This window comes from Cupriavidus mimosae, from assembly GCF_023952485.1.
GTDB classification, from domain to species: Bacteria; Pseudomonadota; Gammaproteobacteria; order Burkholderiales; family Burkholderiaceae; genus Cupriavidus; species Cupriavidus taiwanensis_C.
Genome location: NZ_JALHRY010000101.1, coordinates 1 through 780, shown reverse-complemented (window position 1 = coordinate 780; position 780 = coordinate 1). Strand labels below are relative to the sequence as shown.

The window sequence follows — 780 nt, the reverse complement described above, 5'->3', positions numbered from 1 at the left end:
CTAGTAGAGAGCCTCGAGCGCCTCCACACCCACTACAAGTATATCGATGCACAGATTGCGGAGATCGACAAAAAACTCGTACGTTAGCTTGCCGCCGACGATTTTGGGCAGCGTCTAATGAGGATCCTGGCATTGGGGTTCATTACTGCGAGCGTGCTATCAGCAGGAGCGGGTGACGGAAAGCAGTACCGCAACAGCCGAGATTTTGCGGCATCGATTGGCGTTGTGCCACGTCAGTACGTGCAGGCGGGAGAGCCAATCCGCTGGGGATCAGCAAGCGAAGAGAAAAGAACACCCGACGGCTGCTCTTACAATGTGCGCGGTCGGCGCGTAGACACTAGAGCGTGGTGGCTTGCGCCTTGACCAACAAGCTAGCTCGAGGCATGGGCTATCGCTGCGAAGCACACTCCATTCGATGCTTTTAATCGCCGGCCAGCCGCTGCCTGCATGAAACAAGAGAAGTCAAGGTCCGGTCGTAACCGTCCGACGGTCAGCGTTCTTGACGAGAGGGTTACCTTTAGGTGGCGGTTGAGCGGATCTGCTCTGCGACGCGATTGACGGGGTGGTCGGCGATGCGCGCAATAACGTGGCTCAGGTAGGCCTCGGGGTCGAGACCGTTCAGCTTGGCTGAGGCCACCAGCGAATAGATAGCGGCGCCGCGTTCGCCGCCACTGTCGGAGCCGAAGTGCAAGTAGTTCTTTCGACCGAGAGCAACAGCCCGCAACGCCCGCTCCGCGGCGTTATTGTCGATCTCAACGCGACCATCGCTGGCATACAGCG

1 protein-coding gene and 1 pseudogene are annotated in these 780 nt (G+C 58.7%); one reads left to right on the top strand and one right to left on the bottom strand.

Going from position 1 to position 780, the window contains the following annotated elements; translation table 11 throughout:
- Positions 1-420: pseudogene (locus MKD50_RS30505) on the top strand (transposase); the annotation flags it as partial.
- A gap of 97 nt (positions 421-517) precedes the next feature.
- On the opposite strand, the gene MKD50_RS30500 reads toward MKD50_RS30505, so the two are convergent.
- Positions 518-780, bottom strand: a 263-nt coding sequence (locus MKD50_RS30500; RefSeq protein ID WP_252669778.1) for a transposase domain-containing protein, incomplete at its 5' end; no start/stop codon positions are given.